Annotated in this window: 14 protein-coding genes; 9 read left to right on the top strand and 5 right to left on the bottom strand. The window is 66.8% G+C overall.

Annotated features, from left to right (window positions below; genetic code table 11):
* Positions 1 to 54: 54 nt before the first annotated feature.
* Positions 55 to 576, bottom strand: a complete 522-nt coding sequence (locus QHG62_RS18370; protein WP_281146969.1) for a DUF6622 family protein — start codon at positions 574 to 576, stop codon at positions 55 to 57.
* 225 nt (positions 577 to 801) lie between these two features.
* Here QHG62_RS18370 and QHG62_RS18365 point away from each other — a divergent pair, with 225 nt between their 5' ends.
* From QHG62_RS18365 to QHG62_RS18350, 4 genes are read left to right on the top strand one after another with little or no spacing between them, the layout of a single operon-like run.
* Positions 802 to 2,136, top strand: coding sequence for an efflux RND transporter periplasmic adaptor subunit (locus QHG62_RS18365; RefSeq protein ID WP_281146968.1), 1,335 nt, complete (start codon positions 802 to 804; stop codon positions 2,134 to 2,136).
* 43 nt (positions 2,137 to 2,179) lie between these two features.
* Positions 2,180 to 5,287, top strand: a complete 3,108-nt coding sequence (locus QHG62_RS18360) for an efflux RND transporter permease subunit (protein ID WP_281146967.1) — start codon at positions 2,180 to 2,182, stop codon at positions 5,285 to 5,287.
* Positions 5,284 to 8,526 (top strand): efflux RND transporter permease subunit, encoded by a 3,243-nt coding sequence (locus QHG62_RS18355; protein WP_281146966.1) that lies wholly within the window; start codon positions 5,284 to 5,286, stop codon positions 8,524 to 8,526. The genes QHG62_RS18360 and QHG62_RS18355 overlap by 4 nt, the downstream gene beginning before the upstream one ends.
* A gap of 8 nt (positions 8,527 to 8,534) precedes the next feature.
* Entirely contained in the window at positions 8,535 to 9,977 is a 1,443-nt protein-coding gene (locus tag QHG62_RS18350; protein WP_281146965.1) for an efflux transporter outer membrane subunit, read from the top strand.
* A gap of 11 nt (positions 9,978 to 9,988) precedes the next feature.
* On the opposite strand, the gene QHG62_RS18345 is transcribed toward QHG62_RS18350, so the two are convergent.
* Positions 9,989 to 10,354 (bottom strand): SPW repeat protein, encoded by a 366-nt coding sequence (locus QHG62_RS18345; RefSeq protein ID WP_281146964.1) that lies wholly within the window; start codon positions 10,352 to 10,354, stop codon positions 9,989 to 9,991.
* 113 nt (positions 10,355 to 10,467) lie between these two features.
* Positions 10,468 to 11,334 carry a MurR/RpiR family transcriptional regulator gene (locus QHG62_RS18340; protein WP_281146963.1) on the bottom strand — a complete coding sequence of 289 codons (867 nt, stop codon included), beginning with the start codon at positions 11,332 to 11,334 and terminating at the stop codon, positions 10,468 to 10,470.
* Positions 11,335 to 11,481: 147 nt separating this feature from the next.
* Between QHG62_RS18340 and QHG62_RS18335 the strand changes: the two genes are divergently transcribed.
* From QHG62_RS18335 to QHG62_RS18320, 4 genes are all read left to right on the top strand, one after another.
* On the top strand, positions 11,482 to 12,816 hold the full coding sequence (locus QHG62_RS18335; protein ID WP_281146962.1) for an aspartate aminotransferase family protein: 1,335 nt from the start codon (positions 11,482 to 11,484) through the stop codon (positions 12,814 to 12,816).
* A gap of 49 nt (positions 12,817 to 12,865) precedes the next feature.
* A complete protein-coding gene (locus tag QHG62_RS18330) occupies positions 12,866 to 13,783 on the top strand; it encodes a transporter substrate-binding domain-containing protein (protein WP_281146961.1) in 918 nt (305 codons plus the stop codon).
* Positions 13,784 to 13,796: 13 nt separating this feature from the next.
* Positions 13,797 to 14,453: an aspartate/glutamate racemase family protein gene (locus QHG62_RS18325; RefSeq protein ID WP_281146960.1), complete on the top strand. Its 657-nt coding sequence runs from the start codon at positions 13,797 to 13,799 to the stop codon at positions 14,451 to 14,453.
* Between the two features lie 84 nt (positions 14,454 to 14,537).
* Positions 14,538 to 15,362, top strand: a complete 825-nt coding sequence (locus QHG62_RS18320) for an undecaprenyl-diphosphate phosphatase (protein WP_281146959.1) — start codon at positions 14,538 to 14,540, stop codon at positions 15,360 to 15,362.
* A gap of 40 nt (positions 15,363 to 15,402) precedes the next feature.
* Here QHG62_RS18320 and QHG62_RS18315 read toward each other — a convergent pair whose 3' ends face one another.
* Entirely contained in the window at positions 15,403 to 16,086 is a 684-nt protein-coding gene (locus QHG62_RS18315) for a response regulator transcription factor (protein WP_281146958.1), read from the bottom strand.
* A gap of 47 nt (positions 16,087 to 16,133) precedes the next feature.
* Positions 16,134 to 18,086, bottom strand: coding sequence for a sensor histidine kinase (locus tag QHG62_RS18310; protein ID WP_281146956.1), 1,953 nt, complete (start codon positions 18,084 to 18,086; stop codon positions 16,134 to 16,136).
* 92 nt (positions 18,087 to 18,178) lie between these two features.
* On the opposite strand from QHG62_RS18310, the gene QHG62_RS18305 reads away from it, so the two are divergent.
* Positions 18,179 to 20,011, top strand: coding sequence for a YadA family autotransporter adhesin (locus QHG62_RS18305; protein ID WP_281146955.1), 1,833 nt, complete (start codon positions 18,179 to 18,181; stop codon positions 20,009 to 20,011).
* Positions 20,012 to 20,026 lie beyond the last annotated feature (15 nt).

Genomic DNA, 20,026 nt, shown 5'->3' with positions numbered 1-20,026 from the left:
CCGATAAACAATGGTTCGAATGTCCTGATGCAGTCGATGAATCGGCTGGCGATCTTAGGCCGCGCGGGCTTCCGCGGCCATGGCGCCGGTGCGGATGGCCAGGCGCCAAAGCCGCACGGCCCGCGCCGCGAAAATGCCGCTGAAGGCGCCGTACAGCATGGGAATCCCCACCGCGAAGGCGGCCTGCTGGCGCAATTCTGGGCGCATGGCCAGGGCCACGCCCACCACGTACTTGGTGAAGAAAATACCCATCATCAGCACCAGCGGCACGGCGCTGCCCGCCACATGAAATTCGCGTGCGGCACGGTCGTAGCGCGTGGTGGAAGGCAGGGGCTGCTGGAGCACCAGCAGCACCAGCGCCGCCATCGCCACGGCCCAGCCGAGCAAGGCACCGGGCGAATCGCCAAAGGCCGAGACCACGCCGGCCAGCGAGAGGCCGGTCATGGCAATCGGCATCACCGTGATCTTGGCCAGGCTGACGCTGCCCCCCAGCAGTTGCTTGCACCCTAGCCACACGAGCAGCACGAAGACGGCAAAGACCCACTTGGGGGTGTGAAGAATGATTTGCAGCAGCATGGTGTTTCTCCGGTCAAAGATGATTCGATGGGCGGACTTTGCCGTCCCAGCCGCGCCCGCACCACGGCTGTGCGACGAAATGCAGGCCGGCGGCGCGGAACGCGGCCAACCGGCGCGAAACGTGGCGTTTTCCGAAGCTTTACCGGTGCTTTACGGTTCATAAGACAGGAGCGCTACGATCCAGCGCTCCACTAGCGGCCGTACTTGCGCACTGCCTCACCACACATGGAATCACCGAACTCCGAGCCTTCTTCCGGCGATTCGCCTGCTGTTCAACCGGTACACCCAGCCTCGTCTCCGCCGCCCCGGCCGCCTTCGCGCCGCCGGCTCTGGCTTGGCAGCCTCATTGCGCTGCTGTTGCTGCTGGCGCTGGGAGGCGGCGCCTGGTACCTCATCAACCGCAAGAGCAGCACCGCCGGCGGACCGGGCTTTGGCGGCGCCACCGTCACGGTCGGCAACGCGGTGGCGCGCGAGATCGAGCTGCCGGTGACCATCGACGCGCTCGGAACAGTTACGCCGCTGGCAACCATCACGCTCAGGGCGCAGGTGGGCGGTGTTCTTACCGAGGTGCTGTTCACCGAAGGGCAGACCGTTGCCAGGAACCAGCTGCTTGCGCGCATCGACCCCCGGCCCTACGAGCAGGCGCTGATGCAGGCGCGCGGCACGCGCCAGCGCGACGAGGCGCAACTGGAGGCGGCGCGCGTCACGCTCGCCCGCTACCGCACCTTGCTGACGCAAGATTCCATCGCCCGGCAAGACGTGGACACCCAGGCCGCGCTGGTCCGGCAGCTCGAAGGCACGGTCACCACCGACCTGGCCGCCGAGGCAGCCGCCAAGCTCAACCTCGACTACACCCGCATTACCGCGCCCGTGGCCGGCCGCATCGGCCTGCGGGCGGTGGATGCGGGCAATACCGTTACCGCCAACGCAACCACGGGCATCGCCGTCATCACGCAGATGAACCCGATCGACGTGCAGTTCTCGGTGCCGCAAGACCGCGTGCCCGACATCCAGGCGCAGCTTGCCAAGGGCGAGCCGCTGCAGGTTACCGCCTTCGACCGCACCCGCGCGGCAACGCTCGACGCGGGCACCTTTTCCACGCTCGACAACGTGGTGGACACCACCACCGGCACGGTCAAGGCCAAGGCCCGCTTCGGCAATGCGCAGACCACGCTGTTCCCGAGCCAGTTCGTCAACGTGCAGATGCTGCTGCGCAAGGTGCGCGCGGTGGTGGTGCCGGTCACGGCGGTGCGCACCGGGCCCAATGGCGACTACGTGTATGTCATCAACCAGGACCGCACCGTCTCGATGCGCCAGGTGAAGCGCGGCGAGGCGAATGTCGAAGTGGTGGCCATCACCTCGGGCCTGAAGGCCGGCGAGAACGTGGTGACCGAAGGCGGCGACCGCATCAAGGACGGCGCTGTCGTGCAGCTGCAGGGCGACAGGCCCGCGGCCGGCCCGCGCGGCGGCCCCTCGGGGCCCCGCGGCGGGGCATCGGGCCCGCGTGGAGAGCGCGGCGAGGGCGGTGGAGAGCGGCGGCGCCAGCGTCCGCCGCAATGACGAGCATCGGCAACAACACACGGAACAAGCGAGCGCGTTCGCGATGAGCCCCTCACGCCCTTTTATCGAACGGCCGGTGGCCACCGCGCTGCTGATGGTGGCCATTGTGCTGGCCGGCTTCGTGGGCCTGCGGCTGCTGCCGCTGGCCGCACTGCCTCAGGTCGACTACCCCACCATCCAGGTGCAGACCCTCTACCCGGGCGCCAGCCCCGAGGTCATGAGCCGCACCGTCACGGCGCCGCTGGAGCGCCAGTTCGGCCAGATGGCCGGGCTCAACCGCATGAGCTCAGTGAGCTCGGCAGGCGTGTCGATCGTCACGCTGCAGTTCGCGCTCGACCAGACGCTGGACGTGGCCGAGCAGCAGGTGCAGGCCGCCATCAATGCGGGCGGCTCGCTGCTGCCGGCCGACTTGCCCGCGCCGCCCGTGTACGCCAAGGTAAACCCGGCCGACGCGCCCATACTCACACTGGCGGTCAGCTCCCAGACCATGCCGCTCACCGAGGTGCAGAACCTCGTGAACACGCGGCTCGCGCAGAAGATCAGCCAGGTGAGCGGCGTGGGGCTGGTGTCGCTTTCGGGCGGGCAACGCCCTGCGGTGCGCATCCAGGCCGACACCAACGCGCTCGCATCGGTAGGCATTGGGCTGGACACGCTGCGCAGCGCCATTACCGCGGCCAACGCCAATAGCGCCAAGGGCAGCTTCGACGGACCGCGCAGGGCCTACACCATCAACGCCAACGACCAGCTCGTGACGGCGGACGACTACAAGAACCTCATCGTTGCCTGGAAGAACGGCGCGCCGGTGCGCATGACCGACGTGGCGCGCGTGGTCGACGGCGCCGAGAACACGCAGCTGGGTGCGTGGGCCGCATTGCGCGTGGGCGAGCGGGAACCGGTGCTGTACCCGGCCATCATCCTGAACGTGCAACGCCAGCCCGGCGCCAACGTGATCGGCACGGTCGATGCCATCAGAAAGCAACTGCCCGAACTCGAGGCCTCGTTGCCGGGCTCCCTGAAGGTAGAGGTGCTGAGCGACCGCACCACCGGCATTCGCGCTTCGGTCTCGCACGTGCAGTTGGAACTCGGGCTGGCCGTGGTGATGGTGGTGCTGGTGATCTTCTTCTTTCTGCACAGCGTGCGCGCAACCGTCATTGCGAGCCTTGCGGTGCCGATTTCGCTCATCGGCACCTGCGGGCTGATGTACCTGCTGGGCTACAGCCTCAACAACCTGAGCCTGATGGCGCTGACCATTGCCACCGGCTTCGTGGTGGACGACGCGATCGTGATGATCGAGAACATCGCGCGCTACCTCGAAGAGGGCGATCCGCCGTTCAAGGCCGCGCTCAAGGGCGCAACGCAAATCGGCTTCACCATCATTTCGCTCACGGTGTCGCTCATTGCGGTGCTGATTCCGCTCCTGTTCATGGGCGACGTGGTGGGCCGGCTGTTCCGCGAGTTCGCCGTCACGCTGGCCATCACCATCCTGATCTCCGCCGTGGTGTCGCTCACGCTGGTGCCGATGATGTCGGCGCGCTGGCTCAAGCCGCAGGCCGAGGAGGGCGGCCGCTTCGGTGCCAGCGTGCAGCGCTTCTTCGACCGCGTGATTTCTCGCTATGACGTGTGGCTGCAATGGGTGCTGCGCCACCAGCCGCTGACGCTTGTCGTGGCAGTGGCCACGCTGGCGCTCACGGTGCTGCTCTACATGGTGATTCCGAAGGGGCTCTTTCCCACGCAGGACACCGGCCAGCTGCAGGCGCGCATCGAAGCCGCGCAAGACGTGTCGTACACGCGCATGTCCGAGCTGCAGCAGCAAGCTGCCAACGCCATCCTCGCCGACCCGGAAGTGGCCAGCGTGAGTTCGGTGGTGGGCGTAGACGCCGCCAACAACACGGCGCTGAACACCGGCAGCATGCTCATCAACATGAAGGCCGACCGGGGCAACCAGGAAGACACCATGCAACGCTTGCGCGAGCGGGTGCGCTCGGTGGCTGGCGTTACGCTGTACCTGCAGCCCACGCAAGACCTGACCATCGACGCGGAAACCGGCCCGACCGAATTCCGCGTGTCGCTCGAAGGGGTGGACACCAACACGGTCGACACCTGGGCGCAAAAGCTGGTGGAGCGCCTGCGCTCCGAGCCGCTGGTGCGCAACCCCACCACCAACGCGGGCGCCAAGGGCCTGGCCGCCTATGTCGACATCGACCGCAACACGGCCTCGCGCCTCTCGGTCACAGCCAGTTCGGTGGACGACACGCTGTACAGCGCGTTCGGCCAGCGCATCGTCTCGACCATCTTCACCGAAACCAACCAGTACCGCGTGATCCTCGAAGCGCAGCGCGAAGCCCTCGCCTCGCCGCAGCTCTTGGGCAACCTGCAGTTGCGCACCGGCAGCGGCGCGCCGACCACGCTGTCGTCGATTGCCACGGTGCGCGAGCAGTCGGCGCCGCTGCAGGTCACGCACGTGGCGCAGTACCCTGCGGCCACGGTGGGCTTCGACACGGCCGAGAATGTGGCGCTCGGAAAGTCGGTGGCGGCCATTCGGGCGGCGGCCAAAGAAATCGGCATGCCGGCGAGCATGACCATGAGCTTCCTGGGTGCGGCGGGCGCCTATGAAAAGTCGCTCTCCAACCAGCTGTGGCTCATTCTTGCGGCGGTGGTGTGCGTGTACATCGTGCTGGGCGTGCTGTATGAGAGCTACATCCACCCGCTGACGATTCTCTCGACGCTTCCCTCGGCCGGCGTGGGCGCGCTGCTCGCCTTGATGGTTACGGGCAACGACCTGGGCGTGATCGGCATCATCGGCATCATCTTGCTGATCGGCATCGTGAAGAAGAACGCCATCATGATGATCGACTTTGCAATCGACGCCGAGCGGCGCGAGGGCAAGTCGCCCCGCGAGGCCATTCACCAAGCGGCGCTGCTGCGCTTCAGGCCCATCTTGATGACGACGCTGGCGGCGCTTTTTGCGGCGCTGCCGCTGATGTTCGGCTGGGGCGAGGGCGCCGAGCTGCGCCGGCCGCTGGGCCTGGCCATCTTCGGCGGCCTGGTGGTGAGCCAGGTGCTCACGCTCTTCACCACGCCGGTGGTGTACCTGGCCTTCGACCGCATGGGCCGGCGCTTCGGGCGCAAGCGGGAGGTTGTGGCCGAATGAACCTCTCCAGGCCTTTCGTCGAACGCCCGATTGCCACGGTCTTGTTGACCGTCGGCATCGCGCTGGCCGGGATTGCGGCGTTCTTCGTGCTGCCTGTGTCCCCGCTGCCGCAGGTCGACTTTCCGACCATCTCGGTAACCGCCAGCCTTGCGGGTGCGAGCCCGAGCACCATGGCGTCGAGCGTCGCAACGCCGCTGGAGCGGCGGCTGGGCGTGATTGCGGGCGTCAACGAACTCACATCGACCAGCTCGAACGGCTCGACCCGCATCAGCCTGCAGTTCGACCTGAAGCGCAACATCGACAGCGCCGCGCGCGAGGTGCAGGCGGCCATCAACGCGGCGCGGGCCGACCTGCCGGCCACGCTGCGCAGCAACCCCACCTACCGCAAGCGCAACCCGACGGCCGCACCCATTGCGATTCTTGCGCTCACCTCCAAGACCCGCACGCCGGGGCAGATCTACGAGGCTGTGTCCAATATCGTGAGCCAGAAGCTCTCGCAAGTAGAAGGCGTGGGCGAAGTGGAGATCGGCGGGGGCTCGCTGCCGGCCGTGCGGGTGGAGCTCGAGCCCTTCTCGCTCAACCGCTTCGGCATCAGCAGCGAAGACGTGCGAGCCGCCATCCAGGCCAACAACGCCAACCGGCCCAAGGGCGCCATCGAGAACGACGACCGCCGGCTGCAGATCTACACGCCGTCGCCGGGCCGCCACGCCGTGGAGTACCGCGACATGGTGATTGCCTGGCGCAACGGCGCCGCCGTGCGGCTGGGCGACGTGGCGCGGGTGATCGACAGCGTGGAGAACACGCGCACGCTGGGTCTCTTCAACGGCGAGCCCGCGGTGATCGTTCTGGTGACGCAGGAGCCCGGCGCCAACATCATCGAAACGGTGGATGGCGTGCGCGAACTGCTGCCCGAACTGCGCGCGCAGCTGCCGCAAGACATCGAGGTGCAGGTGGCGTCCGACCGCACCAACTCCATCCGCGCCTCGCTGCGCGAGATCGAGGCCACGCTCATGATCTCGATTGCGCTGGTGGTGCTGGTGGTCGGCCTGTTCTTGCGCAAGGCGCGCGCCACCATCATTCCGGCGGTGGCCACGGTGGTGTCTCTGCTCGGCACCTTCGGCGTGATGCACCTGCTGGGCTACAGCCTCAACAACCTGAGCCTGATGGCGCTGACGGTAGCGACCGGTTTCGTGGTGGACGATGCCATCGTGGTGCTCGAAAACACCAGCCGCCACATCGAGGCCGGCATGGGCCGCGTGGAGGCTGCGCTGCGCGGCGCGCGCGAGGTGGGCTTTACCGTGCTGTCGATCAGCCTCTCGCTGGTGGCGGTGTTCATTCCGCTGCTGTTCATGGACGGGCAGATCGGCCGGCTGTTCCGCGAGTTTGCGGTCACGCTGTCGGTGTCGGTGCTGATCTCGCTGGTCATATCGCTCACCACCACGCCCATGCTCTGTGCCATGCTGCTCAAGCCCGAGCAGCCCGATGCCAAGCCGCCGGGGCGCTTGGCGCGCATGTCCGAAGGCGTGTACCAGTGGAGCCTGCGCACCTATGCCCACAGCCTCGACTGGGCGCTTGCGAGCAAGGCCGTGGTCATGGTGGTGCTGCTCGCTGTGGTGGGGCTCAACGTTTATTTGTTCTCCGCCATTCCGAAGGGCTACTTCCCTGAACAGGACAACGGCCAGCTCAATGCGGGCCTGCGCGCCGACCAGAGCATTTCGTCCGTGGCGCTGAGCGAAAAGCTGCGCCAGGCGGTCGACATCATCCACAAGGACCCGGCCGTCGACACGGTGGTGGGCTTTGCGGGCGGCAGCCGCTCGGGCGGCGGTTTCATGTTCGTCAACCTCAAGCCGCTGTCGCAGCGCACCGAGAAGACCGCCGCGGTGGTCAACCGGCTGCGGCCGCAGCTCAACCAGCTGACCGGCCTGCGCGTGTTCCTGAGCCCGGTGCAAGACCTTCGCATGGGCGGGCGCTCGAGCAATTCGACCTACCAGTACACGCTGAAGGGCGACAACCTTGCCGACCTGCGCACCTGGACCGCGAAGCTCGCCGACCGGCTGCGGCAGGAAACCGCGCTCACCGACGTGGACAGCGACCAAGCCGACAACGGCGTCGAAACCTTTGTAGAGGTCGACCGCGAAAGTGCCGCACGGCTGGGCGTGACTTCGAGCGCGGTCGACAACGCGCTCTACAACGCCTACGGCCAGCGCTCGGTTGCCACCATCTACGACGAGCTCAACCAATATTCGGTGATCATGGAATGGGCGCCGCGCTACCAACGCGCGCCCGTGGTGCTGAAGGACCTGTATGTGCCTTCGACGCTTACCAGCAGCACCACCGCGAGCGGCGCCACCACCGTGAGTTCGCTGGCCAACACCACCGACGCAAGCACCGGCACGTCGACCACCACGTCGGCCAACCCGGGGCTGCGCACCGCTTCCACCGGCCAGGCGCTGGCGGCCAACACCACCCTCATGGTGCCGCTCTCGGCCATTGCCAAGGTCAGCGAGCGGGCGGTGCCAAGCTCCATCGACCACCAGGACACGGAGCTTGCGAGCACCGTGTCATTCAACCTGGGCGAGGGCGTACCGCTGCAAGAGGCGCGGCGCATCGTTGCGCAGGCCGAGGCGGACATTGCCATGCCCGTGAACGTGCGCGGCAGCTTTCAGGGCACGGCGCTGGCGGCGCAGCAATCGCAGGGCCAACAACTGGCGCTGATCGTGGCGGCCATCGTGGTCATCTACATCGTGCTGGGCGTGCTTTATGAAAGCCTGATTCACCCGATTACCGTGCTCACCACGTTGCCTTCCGCAGGCGTGGGCGCGGTGCTGGCGCTGCTGCTGTTCCGCATGGAGTTTTCGATCATTGCGCTGATCGGGCTCTTCCTCCTGATCGGCATCGTCAAGAAGAACGCGATCCTGATCATCGACTTTGCGCTCGAGGCCGAGCGCGCACGCGGCATCTCGGCTGTGGAAGCGGTGCGCGAGGCATGCCTGCTGCGCTTCCGGCCGATTCTGATGACCACGCTGGCCGCCGCACTTGGCGCGCTGCCGCTGGCCATCGGCTTCGGCCAGGGTTCCGAGCTGCGCCAGCCGCTGGGCGTGGCAATCATCGGCGGCCTGGTGGCGAGCCAGCTTCTCACGCTGCTGACAACGCCAGTGGTCTACGTGCTGCTCGACAAGCTGCGCCGCCGCTCCGGCAACGAGCGGCACCTGAGCCGAGCCGCAGGGTCACCGACATGAACAGAAGAATGAACGAACCTGCCATGAAACAACGACCACGCATTCGCTCGCATCTGCCCGGCAGGCTGTCCGCACTGGTGTTCGCCGCCATGGTGGCCGGCTGCGCCGTAGGCCCCGCCTACGAAGTACCCGCATCGGCCGCGCCTGCCGGCTGGAAAGAGCAGAAGACCGCCGAAGGCTGGCTGCCCGCCGCGCCGGCCGACGCCCTCGACCGCGGCGAATGGTGGAAGCTTTTCGGCGACGCCACGCTCGACGAGTTGGCCGCTCGGGTGCAGGTGTCGAACCAGAACATTGCCGCGGCCGTGGCCAACTACGCGCAGGCCCAGGCGCTGGTGCGCGGAGAACGCGCCGCGCTGTTCCCGACGGTGTCGCTCGACGGCAGCGGCAGGCGCAGCGGCAATGCCGGCAGCACCAGCAACGCAACCAGCACTTTTGCCGCAACGCTGGGTGTCGACTGGGCGCCCGACGTGTGGGGCCGGCTGCGCCAGGCCGTGAGCAGCGCGCAGGCCAATGCAGAGGCCAGCGAGGCCGATCTTGCTTCGGCGCGCCTTTCGGCCATTGGCGACCTGGCCACCAACTACTTTTCGCTGCGTGAAACCGATGCCGAGATCGTGCTGCTCGACCAGACCATCGAGGGCTACCAACGCGCCTTCGACATCACCAGCAACCGCTACAAGGCCGGCATTGCCGCGCAGACCGACGTGCTGCAGGCTCAGACCCAGCTCGTGAGCGCCCAGGCCGAGCGCGTGGGCCTGCAACGCACCCGCGCCACGCTGGAGCACGCGATTGCCATGCTCGTTGGCGTGGCACCTGCGGACTTCAGCCTGCCCGCTGCGCAGTGGACGCCCACGGTGCCCGGCATTCCGACCGGGGTGCCATCGACGCTGCTGCAGCGCCGGCCCGACATCGCGGCGGCCGAGCGCGCGGTGGCGGCCGCCAATGCGCAGATCGGCATTGCACGCTCGGCGTACTTTCCGAACTTCGGGCTCAGCGCCTCGGTGGGCGGCAACGCAAGCCGTGTGAAAGACCTGTTCAACGCGTCCAACACGCTCTGGGCGCTCGGCCTTTCGGTGGCGCAGGTGGTGTTCGATGCAGGCGCCATCGGTGCCAGCGTCGATTCGGCCAAGGCGGGACACGAAGCCAGCGTGGCGCGCTATCGGCAAACGGTGCTCACCGCCTTCCAGAACGTGGAAGACCAGTTGACCGCCGGCGCCGCGCTGGCGCAACAAGAAGGCCTGCGGCGCGAAGCCTCGGCCGCGGCCGACAAGACGGAGCAGCAGTTGCTCAACCGCTACCGCGCGGGCCAGGTCAGCTACACCGAAGTGGTCACTGCGCAGGCGGCCGCGTTGAATGCACGCCGCACGCTGGTGCAGCTGCTTGTAAATCGCCAGACCGCCGCGGTGGCGCTGATACAGGCGCTTGGCGGCGGTTGGCAGGCTAGGGCGACGTAATCAACGTGCCTTCAGTGCGCGTGACGGTCCGTCGCTCCGCCAAGGTAGTCCTTGTCGGTCACAAGCACCCAGAGCGCGAGCACCAGGATGGCCGCAGACACGAGCACCGCGTTGACCATCGCGTTCTCGACAGTGGCAAAGCCGAGCACCCACGGTGACACGGCCAGCCAGATGGCGAGCGCGCCTTCGGTCCATTCTTCCCAGGCACGCGGTACCAGGGTAGCCCCCAGCGCCACGGCGCCCAGTGCGACGCCCGTCGCTACCGTGCTCCACATTGCCAGCGTCACGTCCTGGAAACCCAGGACCCAGGGCGAGACGATCAGCCACACACCCAGAACGATGTTGACCGGGTCTTGCCAGTGTTTCACTTGCTTCATGGTCATTACCTCCTGTCGCAACCAAAGCGGCGACTGCTGTTTGACCGGGCGGTTTTTGCCGGGTTCCGCATTGCCGCGCTGCAGCATGCGATTGGTTGCCCGCACCTAAGTTTCTAGCCGCCGCGCGCGACCGGCGGCACCAGGTATGCGCCTGATTCGAACAGCTGCGCCTCCGCCTGGTCGATGCGCCGGATCACCGGCTTGCCCGCGCGGCTCGCGAGAAGTTCGACCAGTGCCTCGGTCACCGCCACGCCCGCCGCCACAGAGGGAAAGAACGAGGGGCTGTTGATCGTGAAGAGCAGCGTTTCGTCCGCCAGCAGAGAAAGCGGCGAAGCCACGCTGTCGGTAATGGCAACGATGCGGCAGCCCGCCGCCTTGGCCGCCTCTGCCACCTGCAGCGCCTCGCGCGAGTAGGGCATGAAGCTGGCCACCACCAGCGCATCGCCCTTGGCAAAGGCGCGTTGCTGCATTTCGAGCGAGCCGCCCTGGCCGTCGACCAGGTGCACGCTGGCGCGGAAAAGCCGGTACACATAGACGAACGAAAACGCGATCGGAAAGCAGGCCCTGAACCCTGCCGCATGCACCGCGGGCGCCTTCTCGATCAATGCGCAGGCCTTTTGCAGCGCCTGCTCGCTCTGCTGGTGCGTGGCTTCCAGGTTGCGGCGCTGCACTTCGAACATCTCGCCCGTGAGGCTCCTGTCCTGCGCGCGGCCGATGAGCTGCTTGGCACGCCCGCCGTAGGTTTCGGTGCCCAGGCCCATGTCGCCGGCGAAGGCTTCCTTCAGCTGCGGCCAGCCCGCGTAGCCCAGGTGCTGCGCAAAGCGCACCAGCGTGGCGGGCGTGCTCTGCGCGCGCGCGCCCACGTTGCGCATCGACGTGGTCACCACTTCGTTTGGATGGTCGAGCACATAGCGCGCCACCTGCTGCAAGGCGGGGCTCAGTTCGTTGAAACGCTGGCGGATCTGGTCTCTGGCGCCCATGGCGGTGTCTCTTTGGCAGCTGCTGTTGGAACGAATGTACCGGACATGGAACGACGGAACAGTTGACGGAACAAATGTTCCAAACAATAATTCATCGGAAACGTTAGTTCCAAACACGAATCCGCCATCTGCTGCCGCCCCGCCACCATGACGCACGTCTTTCACCGCCACCTTCGCCAGAGCCCGCCCGTTGCCGCAGGTTCAAAGGGCATGTTCATCCGCGACGCCGAAGGGCGCGAATACCTCGACGCGTCGGGCGGCGCGGCCGTGTCGTCGCTCGGCCATGCGCACCCCGAAGTGCTGGCCGCCATGCACGCGCAGCTCGACAAACTGGCCTACGCACACACCAGCTTCTTCACGAGCGAGGTGGCAGAGCAGTTGGCCGACGAGCTGATTTCATCGGCGCCCGAAGGCATGAGCCATGCGTACCTGGTGAGCGGCGGCTCCGAGGCGGTGGAGGCGGCACTCAAGATGGCGCGGCAGTACTTCGTCGAGATCGGCGAGCCGCAACGCACGCACTTCATTGCGCGCCGACAGAGCTACCACGGCAACACGCTGGGCGCGCTCGCGGTGGGCGGCAACGCATGGCGGCGCGAGCCGTTCGCGCCCATCCTGGTGCCGGCCACGCATGTGGCACCGTGCTACCCGTACCGCGAGCAGCGAGCCGATGAAAGCGCCGAGCAATACGGCGTGCGCCTCGCGGCAGAGCTCGAAGCCGCCATCGTTGCGCAGGGCACCGACCGCGTGATCGCCTTCGTGGCTGAAACAGTGGGCGGTGCAACTGCCGGCGTGCTCACCCCGGTGCCGGGCTACTTCAACGCGGTGCGCGCGGTGTGCGACAAGTACGGCGTGCTGCTGATCCTCGACGAGGTGATGTGCGGCATGGGCCGCACCGGAACACTGCATGCCTGCGAGCAGGAGGGCGTGGTGCCCGACCTCATGACCATTGCCAAGGGCCTGGGCGGCGGCTACCAGCCGGTTGGCGCGGTGCTGGCGCAGCGCAAGATCGTCGATGCCATGTCGAAGGGCAGCGGCTTCTTCCAGCACGGCCACACCTACCTTGGGCATCCGATGGCTTGCGCGGCGGCGCTCGCGGTGCAGCAGGTGATCAGGCGCGACGGCTTGGTCGCCAAGGTTCGCGAAGACGGCGCGGTTTTCGGCGCCATGCTGGCCGATGCGCTCGGCGGCCACCCACATGTCGGCGACATTCGCGGCCGCGGCTTCTTCTGGGGCATCGAGCTCGTGGCCGATCGCGCGAGCAAGGCGCCGTTCGATCCGGCCTTGAAGATCAATGCAGCCATCAAGAAAGAGGCCATGGCGCGCGGCCTGCTGTGCTACCCCTTTGGGGGCACGGTCGATGGCCGGCAGGGCGACCACGTACTGCTGGCACCGCCCTTCATTGCCACGCATGCACACCTGCAGGAAATCGCGACGCGCCTTGCGGCCTCCATCGACGCGGTGACCAGCACAGCCGTGCGCTGATTGCCGCTTTTCCCCTTTTTTTCAACCCGCCGTTCCAAGGAGCGCTCTCATGCCCAAGCTTCGTCTGCCGATTTCCTTTGGCGCTGCCGCTCTCGCGGCGGCCTTTGCCCTGTTGTTGCCGCACACCGCCGCGCAGGCCGAGGACAACATCGACACGCTCGCCAAGATCAAGGCCAGCGGCGCCATCACTTTCGGCTACCGCGAGTCGTCGTTCGGCTTTTCGTACCTCGACGGCAACCTGAAGCCGGTGGGCTACAGCATCGAGATCTGCAACCGCATCGTCGAGGCGGTGAAGAGCGAGCTGAAGCTGCCCTCCATCGAAGTCAAGTACCAGGCCGTGACCTCGGCCAACCGCATTCCGCTGGTGCAGAACGGCACGGTCGACATCGAGTGCGGCTCCACCACCAACCTGGTCGAGCGGCAGAAGCAGGTGGCGTTTTCGCCGGACATCTTTCGCTACAACGTGCGCATGCTGGTGAAGGCCGATTCGGGCATCAAGAGCATTGCCGACCTGCAGGGCAAGACCGTGGTCACCACCACCGGCACCACCTCGTTCCGCCTGCTGCGCGAGGCCGACAAGGGCCGCAACCTCGAGGTAAACAATCTGGGCGGCAAGGACCACAGCGATTCCTTCCTGCTGGTGGAGAGCGGCAGGGCGCAGGCCTTTGTGCTCGACGACATCCTGCTGGCGGGCCAGCTCGCGAATGCGCGCAACCCGAAGGACTTTGTCATTACCGGCGAAAGCCTGCGCACCGAGAACCAGTCGCTCATGTTCCGCAAGGACGACCCCGCCTTCAAGGCCCTGGTCGACCGCGTGGTGTCGGGCATGATGAAGTCGGGCGAAATGGAAAAGCTCTACAACAAGTGGTTCATGTCGCCCATTCCGCCCAAGGGCATCAACATCAACTATCCGCTCAACGCAGAGACGAAAGAGGCCTTCGCCAATCCGTCGTCCAAGGGCATCTGAGTACCACTCCCGCATGATCCGCATCGCCCTGATCCACGCGCTCTCGCACTCGGTTGCGCCCATCAACGCCGCCTTCGAGCGCGACTGGCCCGAGGCGGTGCGAATGAACCTGCTGGACGACAGCCTTTCGGCCGACCTGGCTCGCGGCGGCCAAGGCCTGGATGCGGCAATGGACGAGCGCTTTCAGCGGCTTGCGCAGTACGCGGTTGAGACTGGCGCGCAGGGCATTCTCTTCACCTGCTCGGCCTTCGGGCCGTGCATCGAGGCGGTGGCGCGGCGGCATGCGGGCATTCCGGTGCTCAAGCCCAACGAGGCGATGGTGGCCGAGGCCGCGCAGGGCGAAGGGCGCGGCCGGCTCGGCCTCATCGCAACCTTTGCAGCCACATTGGTTTCGATGCCGCCCGAGTTTCCGCCGGGCATCGATCTGGAGCCCGTGCTGGCCGCCGGCGCGCTCGATGCATTGAATGCCGGCGATGCGGCGCGCCACGACGCCTTGATTGCCGGGCACGCGGCAGCCCTGCGCGAGCGCGGCTGTACGCGCATTGCGCTGGCGCAGTTCAGCATGGCGCGTGCGCGTGCCGCCTGCGAGCAGGCCAGCGGCTTGCCGGTGTTGACCACGGTCGACAGCGCCGTGAGGGCGCTGCGGCTGCGCTTGGGCCACGGCTCCTGACAAAAGCCCGCAGCGGCACGGGGCCGCCTGAACCCGGCCTGACTCGATGCCTCGCCATAATTGGCGCTCTTTAAAGGAGTAAGCGTGGACATCGTTTTGCTGGTGAAGGCCGCTGTCATGGGCATCGTCGAGGGGCTGACGGAATTTCTGCCGATCTCGTCGACCGGGCATCTGATTCTTGCGGGCTCGCTGCTCGGCTTCGACGACGCCAAGGCCAAGGTGTTCGACATTGCCATCCAGACGGGCGCGATCTTCGCGGTAATCCTGGTGTACTGGCAAAAGATCCAATCCACCGTGGTGGCGCTGCCGCGCCAGCCCAAGGCAAGGCGCCTGGCCGTCAACGTGGTGGTCGGCTTTCTGCCCGCGGTGGTGCTGGGCCTCATCTTCGGCAAGATGATCAAGGCGCACCTCTTCACACCGGTGGTCGTGGCAAGCACTTTCATCATCGGCGGCTTCATCATTCTCTGGGCCGAGAAGCGGCCGCCTGGTTCGGTGCGCATCGAACACGTCGACGACATGACGACGTGGGACGCACTCAAGGTGGGCCTGGTTCAATGCTTTGCGATGATTCCGGGCACCAGCCGCAGCGGCTCCACCATCATCGGCGGCATGCTGCTGGGCCTGTCGCGCCAGGCGGCCACCGATTTTTCGTTTTTCCTTGCCATTCCAACGCTCATCGGCGCGGGGGCCTACAGTCTCTACAAGGAGCGCGCGCTGCTGTCGGCGGCCGACATTCCGCTGTTCTCGGTGGGGCTGGTGTTCTCGTTCCTGAGCGCATGGCTCTGCGTACGCTGGCTGCTGAAGTACATCAGCACGCACAACTTCATTCCGTTTGCGTGGTACCGCATTGCCTTTGGCATTGTGGTGCTGGCCACGGCGTGGACCGGCGTGGTGGTCTGGGCGGAATAACCCCGGAACTCGGCCCGAACCTCGGCTTCAGCGCCGAGCCTCAGCGCGAGAAGGAATCTTCGCCGGCTGCGCTGGCCGTTTCGGCCCGCGAGCCGAGCGCCAGCTTCTTGTAGATGCCCCTGGTGCGGCACTCCACCGCCAGCCGGGGCGTCGCAAGCGTTTCGGCAATGTCGCCGTAGCTGCGCCCTTGCACCACCAGCTCGAGCATCTTGCGTTCGCGCAGCGACAGTGCGGTGTCCGCCTCGGCGGGTGAATCGCCCACATGGCCGGCGTCCCAGGCCAGCACGCGACGGGCAATGGCCACGTCGATCGGCGCGCCGCCTTGCTCGATGCTGCGCAGCCCGATGCTGAGCTCCAGGTCGTCGCGCTCTTTCAGCAGATAGGCCACCGCACCGGCGCGCAACGCGGAAAAGACGGTTTCCTCGGTGCGCTTTGCAGAAACGGCGACGGCGGGCACCCGCGGGTGGTTTGCCTGCAGCCATTCGATGAATTCGACCCCGCTGCCGTCAGGCAAGCCGACGTCTACGAGCGCCATGCCGAAGCGCTGGCTCTCGAGCAATTGCATGGCCGTCTCGCCGTTTTCGGTCCAGGTGATTTGCGGCTCGTCGCATCCGAGCGTCGAAAGGATGTAGCGAAAACGTTCCTGCATCGACGGGTCGTTCTCGACCACGAGCGTCGGGCTCAGAGAGACGGCTTCGACGGCTTCCGTTTGGGAAGTTGACATTTGTGCCACATTTTGAAGCGGTGATCGGAGAACTGGGACGTTTTTACTTATTTTCGCCCATTGTTACCGATGATTGCAATTTGTATCTCCTCGTTTATTCCCGTCTTGACAGGCATGCGTAACGCGAGCTGAGTGGCGCCGGGCCGGGACTCCAGCCGGAGCTCCGCACCCAGCCTGCGGGCGCGGGCGTGCAAGCTGCGCAGGCCCGCGCCGGCGCCCTTGCCCGCATCCGCGACGACAAAGCCCTGGCCGTCGTCGCGCACCTCGAGCTGCAGTTCGGCGCCGGCGCAGGTTACGGTCACGTCCACGCGCCGGGCGCCGCTGTGCTTGAGCGTGTTCGTCAGCGCTTCCTGCAAAAAGCGCAGCAGGTCGAGGCTTTGCGAGGGCGGCAGTTCGAGCGCCTCGATGTTCGAAACCTGCCAGCGGCAGTCGATGCCGTTTGCATCGAGCAATTGCGAGGTTCGGTGCCGCAAGGGCGCCAGCAGTTCGCCGAAGGTGCGGGCGCCGTCGTGCCGGCCGGTGGCCTCGATGATGAGCCGCAAGTCGTCGCGCAGGCTCTTGAGCATTGCAAGCAGTGCGGAAGCCGAAAGCTCCCCGGGCCTGCGCTCCAGCGTGGCAATGCTGCCGACCAGCATGCCGCCCAGCCCGTCGTGCAGGTCGCTCGCCAGGTTGACCCGCTCGCCGATGCGCGCATGCGCGAGCTCCAGCGCGTGCTGCTGCGCGAGCGTTGCGGCCAGCTCGGCCTTGGCGGCGTTCACTTCCTCGATGAGCTCGGTGTTGAAGTTCTCGATGCGCTTCAGGCTGCTCACGAAGCGCCCTGCCTGGGTCAGCGCCATGCCCAGCAGCAAGCCATATGAGGACATGGTCGTGTAGTAGATGTTGCTGTCGATCACCTGGGTGAACACCAGCAGGTCGTGCGCGCCGGTTGCTGCCGAAACTGCCATGAAGGGGGCAAGCGAGCGCATCGGGCTGCCGCGATGCCGCACGGCGTGAACCAGCGAAGCGCTGTTCACCGCGATGATGGTGAGGCCGCCCACCAGCGTCCACAGGGCCCGGTGCGTGGGCAGGTTCTCGGCACCGGCAAGCCACAGGTCGAGCACCCCGGCCACTGCCACCAGCAGCGCAAGGCCCTCCAGGCGGGGCATCCGGCGCTCGCAGAAGCGCAGCGCAAAGATGACATACGACACGCTGAACAGAAGCAGCAGCGAAGTGTTCGACGCCTGCCAGCTGTGGTTGCCGGCAAAAGGCCAGGGGCTGGTCGCGATCTGGTTGTAGCCGAACAGGAGCCACAGCACCGACATGAGCGCGAACCAGCCATAGGCCGTTTCGCGCCTGCGCAAAAGCCACAGTGCGGCGAAGAAGGCCGAGACTGCGGCGCTCACCGCCAGGCCGAGCATCTGGAGATCGCGGCGCAGGAGGCGCTCGTGCTCGTAGTTCGCCTGTACCGCGGCGGGCGCGCCAAGGCTGACCGGGCCAAGGCCCGCCTGGTAGGCAGAGAGGCCCGAAACCCGTATCAGCAGCGTGTTGCGGCCCTCGCGCAGCAGCGGCGGCGCCAGCAGCCAGTAGCGCGGGCTGTTCCAGGCCCGGGTCAGCGGTTCGACGAGGCTTTCGTCGCGCGAGATGGGCGTGCCGTTGAGCGACACCGCGCCGGCCATGTTGAGGTAGTGCAGCAGCAAGCCCGTTTCGGCTGCGTGCGCAGGTTGGTCCCAGGTCAGCCGGTACCAGACCACGCCGTCGAAGCCGGGCCAGCGGGCGGCCCAGCTGTCGGGGAGGGCGACGGGCGTCCAGCCGTCGGCCGGAGGTGCGGCCTCGTTCCAGCCGGTGCCGCGTACCGCTTCTACGTGGATTTCAGGGGAAGACTGCGCCACGGCGCTCGCGGCCGCAAAGAGAAGCACGCATGCGCCGATCAGCTTGCAAAACCATGTCTTCAGGCCCGGGAAGCGGCGGCCTCGGCATGCAAACGGACGGCCAGCCTGCAGCGCAGCTTCTTGGTGAGGCATTTCATTTACCAATTTTCGGGGATGGCCTAGTAGAGACCGAAAACACACACTTTGTCTCTACTGTTTTGTTTGCTTTCAAGAAAGAAGAAGCCATGGCATTCCCGACCCACGCCGCCGTCCAAGAGGTGCAGCGCAAAGAGCCGACCAGAAAACGGCTGACGCGGGGAGCGCTAGGGCATCTTCCTGCTCTTGCGTTGCTATTTGCCGGAAGCGCCTTCGCGGCAGGATTTGTCGATGGCACTGCGGGCAATCCCGGCGCCGCAGTCATCAACGGGACCGCGGGAGCCGGCGGCGCTGCAGCCGGCGTCTCGGGCGACGGAGCCACCGCGCTCGGTGCGGGGGGCGATGGCGGCGAAGGGACAGCCGGCGGCATCGGCGGCGCGGGTGGGGCGGGGGCCAGCGCAACCGCCAACGGTGCAACGGCCGTCGGAGGTGGCGGGACGGGCGCGTCCGGCGCTGCGGGGGGAACGGGCGGCGCAGGGGGGCGTGGCGCCCAAGCCTCGGCGGGCGGCGCGATTGCACTCGGCGCGGGAGGCGCGGGCACCGATAGCTGCTGCAGCAATACCGGCCCGGCGGGCGGCGGCGGCGCGCAGGCTTCGGGCACTTCGGCAATTGCCATCGGGAGCGCCTCGGGTGCTAGCCGGGGCGCTGTGGCATCCGGCAGCGGCAGCACTGCCATCGGGGGTGCCAACGACGGAGCGTCGGGCGCGGCAGCATTGGCCGCGGGCAGCGTGGCAATGGGTTCCGGCAGCCGGGTCGCGAGTGGCGCGAACGGCAGCGTCGCAATTGGCGCGAATTCTGTTGCCACGGTGGCCAACACGGTGTCCTTCGGAACCGCAGGACAAACGCGCGGGCTGGTCAACGTGAGCGCCGGAGCGGTGACCGCCGCAAGCACCGATGCAGTCAACGGCGGCCAGCTGTACACCGTGCAGCAAACGGCCAACACGGCGGTCTCCGCAGCGTCGGCCGCACAAGGCACAGCCGACTCCGCGCTTGGCCTGGCGCAGAACTCGGCGCAATACGGCGCGGGCGGCACTTCGCTGCAACTGAATGCGAATGGCGGCGCCGGCACCACCATCAGCAACGTCGGTGCGGGCCAGGTGGCAACCGATGCCGCCAATGTGGGCCAGGTGCAGCAGGCCCAGCAGACCGCCATCACCACGGCAAACAACTTCACCGTTCAGCAGGTCACGGCATTGCAGGCCTTGATGAACCAGGCATTGTCCAGCGGTGTCTGCGCAGTGGGAGCGGGCGGGGCCGTAGCCTGTGGGCCGGGGGCGGGCGCGAGCGGTGCCGGCAGCACGTCGATGGGCACCAATGCACAGGCCAACGGCCAGGACACCGTGGCCGTCGGCAATGGCGCACAAGCCAGCCATGCGGGTTCGGTCGCCATTGGTGCCGGCGCCAGGGCACTGGCAGACCCCACCACCGCCGTGGGCAACAACGCGGTGGCCACCGGCAACAACGCCGTTGCGCTGGGTGCCAACACGCTGGCATCGGGCAACAACGCAGTGGCGCTGGGCCAGGGTTCGGTGGCCGACCGTGACAACACCGTGTCGGTGGGCAACGCCGCCACCGGCCAACTGCGCGGCATTGCGAACGTCGCGCCCGGCCTGCTGGGCACTGACGCAGTCAACGTCAACCAGTTGCAGCAGGCGGTGAGCAACGCGACCAGCCAGGCCAACGCCTTTGCAGCACAGGGCGTTGCAGCCGCCCTGGCCATGCCTTCGATGCCGACCTTGGCCGTCGGCAAGAAGTGGATGGGGGCTGCCATGGGCAACTACGCCGGTGCCTCGGCCGTCGGCTTCGCTTTCGGCTATCAGGTCAGCGACAACTTCAACCTGGGGCTCGGTGTTTCCACCGCGACCAGCAGCGGCAGCAGCAACCGCGTTGCCGCTCGCGTGCAGGCGGGCTACGCCTGGTAAGCCGTTGAGAGAAGA

The organism is Variovorax paradoxus (assembly GCF_029919115.1).
In the GTDB taxonomy this organism is placed as follows: domain Bacteria; phylum Pseudomonadota; class Gammaproteobacteria; order Burkholderiales; family Burkholderiaceae_C; genus Variovorax; species Variovorax paradoxus_O.
This window is presented reverse-complemented; position numbering and strand designations above follow the sequence as displayed.

Bases quoted from the DNA above. Each gene is read 5' to 3' on its own strand.
- QHG62_RS18370 (WP_281146969.1), bottom strand. From the start codon at position 576: ATGCTGCTGCAAATCATTCTTCACACCCCCAAGTGGGTCTTTGCCGTC.
- QHG62_RS18365 (WP_281146968.1), top strand. From the start codon at position 802: ATGGAATCACCGAACTCCGAGCCTTCTTCCGGCGATTCGCCTGCTGTT.
- QHG62_RS18360 (WP_281146967.1), top strand. From the start codon at position 2,180: ATGAGCCCCTCACGCCCTTTTATCGAACGGCCGGTGGCCACCGCGCTG.
- QHG62_RS18355 (WP_281146966.1), top strand. From the start codon at position 5,284: ATGAACCTCTCCAGGCCTTTCGTCGAACGCCCGATTGCCACGGTCTTG.
- QHG62_RS18350 (WP_281146965.1), top strand. From the start codon at position 8,535: ATGAACGAACCTGCCATGAAACAACGACCACGCATTCGCTCGCATCTG.
- QHG62_RS18345 (WP_281146964.1), bottom strand. From the start codon at position 10,354: ATGAAGCAAGTGAAACACTGGCAAGACCCGGTCAACATCGTTCTGGGT.
- QHG62_RS18340 (WP_281146963.1), bottom strand. From the start codon at position 11,334: ATGGGCGCCAGAGACCAGATCCGCCAGCGTTTCAACGAACTGAGCCCC.
- QHG62_RS18335 (WP_281146962.1), top strand. From the start codon at position 11,482: ATGACGCACGTCTTTCACCGCCACCTTCGCCAGAGCCCGCCCGTTGCC.
- QHG62_RS18330 (WP_281146961.1), top strand. From the start codon at position 12,866: ATGCCCAAGCTTCGTCTGCCGATTTCCTTTGGCGCTGCCGCTCTCGCG.
- QHG62_RS18325 (WP_281146960.1), top strand. From the start codon at position 13,797: ATGATCCGCATCGCCCTGATCCACGCGCTCTCGCACTCGGTTGCGCCC.
- QHG62_RS18315 (WP_281146958.1), bottom strand. From the start codon at position 16,086: ATGTCAACTTCCCAAACGGAAGCCGTCGAAGCCGTCTCTCTGAGCCCG.
- QHG62_RS18310 (WP_281146956.1), bottom strand. From the start codon at position 18,086: ATGCCTCACCAAGAAGCTGCGCTGCAGGCTGGCCGTCCGTTTGCATGC.
- QHG62_RS18305 (WP_281146955.1), top strand. From the start codon at position 18,179: ATGGCATTCCCGACCCACGCCGCCGTCCAAGAGGTGCAGCGCAAAGAG.